This is a genomic window from Micromonospora globispora (genome assembly GCF_003857015.1).
GTDB classification, from domain to species: Bacteria; Actinomycetota; Actinomycetes; order Mycobacteriales; family Micromonosporaceae; genus Micromonospora; species Micromonospora globispora.
On record NZ_QGGF01000423.1, the window covers coordinates 1 to 4,984 of the forward strand.

Consider the following 4,984-nt stretch of genomic DNA (forward strand, 5'->3'; position numbering starts at 1 on the left):
GGTCGCCCCGCTCGCGGCGGCCGCCGTCGCCCTGCGGTCGCCCGCCGGCGGCGCCGGTCTCTTCGTCCAGCCGCAGGGTCAGCGAGATCCGCTTGCGCGGCACGTCCACGTCGAGCACCTTGACCCGGACCACGTCACCGGACTTCACCACGTCCCGCGGGTCCTTGACGAAGGTGTGCGACATCGCCGACACGTGCACCAGGCCGTCCTGGTGCACGCCCACGTCCACGAACGCGCCGAACGCCGCCACGTTGGTGACCACGCCCTCCAGCAGCATGCCGGGGACCAGGTCGCTGATCTTCTCCACGCCCTCGGCGAAGGAGGCCGTCTTGAACGCCGGCCGCGGGTCCCGGCCCGGCTTCTCCAGCTCGCGCAGGATGTCGGTGACGGTGGGCAGGCCGAACGTGTCGTCGACGAAGTCGGTGGCCTTCAGCCCGCGCAGGAGCGCGCTCTGCCCGATCAGCGAGCGCAGGTCCCGGCCGGTGCTGGTCAGGATCCGCCGCACCACCGGGTACGCCTCGGGGTGCACGCTGGAGGAGTCCAGCGGGTCGTTCCCGCCGGGGATGCGCAGGAAGCCGGCGCACTGCTCGAACGCCTTCGGACCGAGCCGCGGCACCTTCTTCAGCTCCGAGCGGGAGCGGAACGGCCCGTTGGCGTCCCGGTGCAGCACGATGTTCTCCGCCAGCCCGGCGCCGATGCCGGAGACCCGGGTGAGCAGCGGAGCCGAGGCGGTGTTCACGTCCACCCCGACCGCGTTCACGCAGTCCTCGACCACCGCGTCCAGCGACCGGGAGAGCTTCACCTCGGACAGGTCGTGCTGGTACTGCCCGACGCCGATGGACCGCGGGTCGATCTTGACCAGCTCGGCGAGCGGGTCCTGGAGGCGGCGGGCGATGGAGACCGCGCCGCGCAGCGACACGTCCAGCCCCGGCAGCTCCTGCGAGGCGTACGCGGACGCGGAGTAGACCGACGCGCCCGCCTCGGAGACCACCACCTTGGTGAGGTTGAGCTGCGGGTACCGCTTGATCAGGTCACCGGCGAGCTTGTCGGTCTCCCGGCTGGCGGTGCCGTTGCCGATGGCGATCAGCTCGACGCCGTGCGCCCCGGCCAGCTTCGCCAGGGTCTCGACCGAGGCGTCCCACTGCCGGCGCGGCTCGTGCGGGTAAATGGTGTCGGTGGCGACCACCTTGCCGGTGGCGTCCACCACGGCGACCTTCACGCCGGTGCGCAGCCCCGGGTCCAGGCCCATGGTGGGCCGGGTGCCCGCCGGGGCGGCGAGCAGCAGGTCCCGCAGGTTGGTGGCGAAGACCCGGACGGCTTCCTCCTCGGCCGCCTGCCACAGCCGCATCCGCAGGTCCGCGCCGAGGTGGATGAGGATGCGGGTACGCCACGCCCAGCGCACCGTGTCGACGAGCCACCGGTCGGCCGGGCGACCCTGGTCGCTGACGCCGAACCGGCCGGCGATGGCCGCCTCGTACCGGCTGGGGCCGGTCGGCAGCGCGTCGGAGTCGCCCTCGGGGTCCATGGTCAGGTCGAGCACGCCCTCCTTCTCGCCCCGGAACATGGCCAGGATCCGGTGCGACGGGAGCTTGGTGTACGGCTCGGCGAAGTCGAAGTAGTCGGCGAACTTGGCGCCGGCGGCCTCCTGGCCGTCGCGTACCCGGGAGACCAGCCGGCCCCGCGACCACATCTGCTCGCGCAGCGTGCCGATCAGGTCGGCGTCCTCGGCGAACCGCTCGATGAGGATGGCCCGGGCGCCCTCCAGCGCGGCGGCGGCGTCGGCCACGCCCTTCTCCGCGTCGACGTAGCCGGCGGCCGTCGCGCGCGGGTCCTGCGACGGGTCGGTCAGCAGCGTGTCCGCGAGGGGTTCCAGCCCGGCCTCGCGGGCAATCTGCGCCCGGGTCCGCCGCTTCGGCTTGTACGGCAGGTAGATGTCCTCCAGCCGGGACTTCGAGTCGGCCGCCATGATCTGCGCTTCCAGGGCGTCGTCGAGCTTGCCCTGGCTGCGGATCGACTCCAGCACCGCGGCGCGCCGCTCGTCCAGTTCGCGCAGGTAGCGCAGCCGCTCCTCCAGGGTGCGCAGCTGCGCGTCGTCGAGCAGGCCGGTGGCCTCCTTGCGGTAGCGGGCGATGAACGGCACGGTGGCGCCGCCGTCGAGCAGCTCCACGGCCGCCCGTACCTGCCGTTCGGCGACGCCGAGCTCGTCGGCGATCCGCTGGTGCACAGACTGGGTCACGATCTTGATCCGCCTTCTCGGGTGGGTTCCGCCCTGCATTGTGCCGTCCCCGCCCGGGCCGGCCGCGCCGCACCCGCCGGCCCATCCGGCACACCCGTCCCACCCGTACGCGGACGCTTCGCCACCGCCCGCACGCTGCGTTACCGTGGCGATCATGGAACCACCTGCCGATCCGCGGGCACGGCGACTCTTCGGCGGCAGCGCCCGGGCCCTCGGTGACCTGGCCGCCAGCCCGTTCCGGGCCGACCGGGACCGCATCGTGGCCTCGCCCTTCTTCGCCCGGCTGAACGGGGTGACCCAGGTGGTCAGCCCGGGTGGCTCCGGCCTGCTGGTGCACAACCGGCTCACCCACAGCCTCAAGGTCGCGCAGGTGGCGCGGGCGGTCGCCGAGCGGCTCACCGCCGACGACGAGCACCGCGCGCTGCTGGAGAAGCTGGGCGGCTGCGACCCGGACGTGGTGGAGGCCGCCGCGCTGGCCCACGACCTCGGTCACCCGCCGTTCGGGCACCTGGGGGAGCGGGTGCTGGACCGGCTGGCCCGGCAGCGGCTGGGCCTGGCCGACGGCTTCGAGGGCAACGCACAGTCGTACCGGATCGTCACCAGCACCGAGATCCGGGGCGCGGCGACCACCGGTCTGGACCTCACCGCCGCGGTGCGGGCGGCGATGCTGAAGTACCCGTGGACCCGGCTGGACCACCCGGACCCGCACCCCCGCCACCTCGATCCGGCGCCCCGCGGCGCCGCCGAGCCACCGGACGAGCCGGAGAGCGGGTCGTCGAAGTTCGGCGCGTACCGGACCGAGGTGGACGACCTGCGGCAGGCCCGGGAGCCGTTCGCCGGGCGGATTCCGGACTGGCAGCAGACCGTCGAGGCGTCGATCATGGACACCGCCGACGACATCGCGTACGCGATCCACGACGTGGAGGACTTCTACCGGGTCGGGGTGCTCCAGCAGGGCGCGGTGGCCGCGGAGCTGATGGCCTGGCAGCGGGAGAGCGGCCACTTCCGGGCGATCACCGAGCCGGCGTTGGCCGCGGCGGCCCGCCGGCCCGGCGCGGCGATCGAGCGGCTGCGCCGGCAGTTGCACCGCAAGGACGCCTGGATCGCCGACGACGACGCGTTCGCCGCCGCCGTGGAGCACGTCCGGGAGGAGCTGGTGGAGGGGCTGCTCGCGCTCCCCTTCGACGGCTCGATCGAGGCCGAGCAGTACGTCGCCCGGTTCTCCGCCCGCTGGTCCACCCGGTTCGTCGACTCGATCACGGTGACCCCGGAGCCGGACGTCCGCTCGGGTCACGTGCTGCTGGCCAAGGCGCAGTGGCACGAGGTGCAGGTGCTGAAGTTCGTCCACCACCGGTTCGTGCTGGCCCGCCCCGACCTGGCGCTGCACCAGCGGGGTCAGGCCCGGCTGCTCGGCACCCTGGTCGAGGCGCTCTGGGAGTGGCTGCTCGACCCGGAGGAGGAGTCCCGGCTGCCCCGCCGGCTGCACGACCTGGTCGAGCTGGCCGAGGCGGAGCTGCACCCGCGCACCCCGGACCGGATCGGCAGGGCCCGGGGGCGGGCGATCATCGACTTCGTCGCGCAGCTCACCGACGGTCAGGCGGTGGCGATGCTGGACTCCCTTTCCGGCCGCTCCGGCGCCCTCTGGACGGACGCGTTCGTGCTCTGATCAGCCGGCGGGGCGGCGCCGGGCGAGGCGGCGGCTCAGGCCACCGCCTCCCACCAGCCGTCCACCGGCGGCGGGTCGTCCACCACCACCCGCTCGCCCGGGCGCGGCACCGCCAGCCGGACGTCCCGCGCCTTGGCCTCCACCCAGAGCCGGTTCACCGGCTCCGCCCAGTCGTGCAGGGCGAGGTTGAACGTGGCCCAGTGCACCGGGATGAACAGCCCGCCGCGCAGGTCGAGGTGGGCGGCGACCGCCTCCTCGGGAAACATGTGGATGCTCGGCCAGGCCCGGTCGTACGCGCCGATCTGCATCAGCGTCACGTCGAACGGCCCGTGCTCGGCGCCGATCTGCGCGTACCCGTCGAAGTAGCCCGAGTCGCCGGTGTAGAAGACCTTGCGGTGCTCCCCGGCCACCACCCACGAGCTCCAGAGGGTGCCGTCGCGGCGCAGCCCCCGGCCGGAGAAGTGCTGGGCGGCCGTGCAGACGATCGTCAGCCCGCCGATCCGGTGGCTCTCCGACCAGTCCAGCTCGACGATCCGCTCCTCCGGTACGCCCCAGCGGTCCAGGTGGGCGCCGACGCCGAGCGGAACGAGGAACGGGGCCGACTGGTGGGTCACCAGCCCGCGGACCGTCTCCATGTCCAGGTGGTCGTAGTGGTCGTGGGAGATGAGGATCGCGTCCACCTGGGGCAGCTCCTCCAGGCGGACCGGCGGTTCGTGGATCCGGCGCGGCCCGATCGCCGCCGAGGGGGAGCAGCGCTCGCTCCACACCGGGTCGACGAGCAGCCGCCGCCCCTCGATCTCGATCAGCGCCGAGGCGTGGCCGTACCAGACGACGCTCAGCTCCCGGTCGGTGTCCGCGGTGTCCGCGGCGGCGGGGCGCAGCAGCGGCACCGCACTGGTCGGCCGTCGCTTCTGCTTGCCGAAGACCAGCTCCTTGAGCAGGTTGCGGCCCGGGTCGGCGACCATCGTGCGGGTGCTCTCCGGGTTGTGGAAGGTGCCGTCGCGGAACCGTGGCGACCGCGCCGCCCGCTCCGCCCGGGCCCCGGTGAGCCGGCCGCCGAGCTGCGCCGGCACGTCCCGGCC

The 4,984-nt window shown here is 73.8% G+C and carries 3 protein-coding genes; 1 reads left to right on the forward strand and 2 read right to left on the reverse strand.

Annotated elements, in window-relative coordinates; translation table 11 throughout:
• Positions 1 to 2,275 (reverse strand): Tex family protein (locus DKL51_RS22860; RefSeq protein WP_148097829.1); only part of this gene is annotated, 2,275 nt, incomplete at its 3' end.
• A gap of 115 nt (positions 2,276 to 2,390) precedes the next feature.
• On the opposite strand from DKL51_RS22860, the gene DKL51_RS22865 reads away from it, so the two are divergent.
• Entirely contained in the window at positions 2,391 to 3,902 is a 1,512-nt protein-coding gene (locus DKL51_RS22865; protein ID WP_109942946.1) for a deoxyguanosinetriphosphate triphosphohydrolase family protein, read from the forward strand.
• A 35-nt stretch (positions 3,903 to 3,937) separates the two neighbouring features.
• Here the strand turns inward: DKL51_RS22865 and DKL51_RS22870 are convergent.
• Positions 3,938 to 4,984, reverse strand: a 1,047-nt coding sequence (locus DKL51_RS22870; protein ID WP_124812463.1) for an MBL fold metallo-hydrolase, incomplete at its 5' end; no start/stop codon positions are given.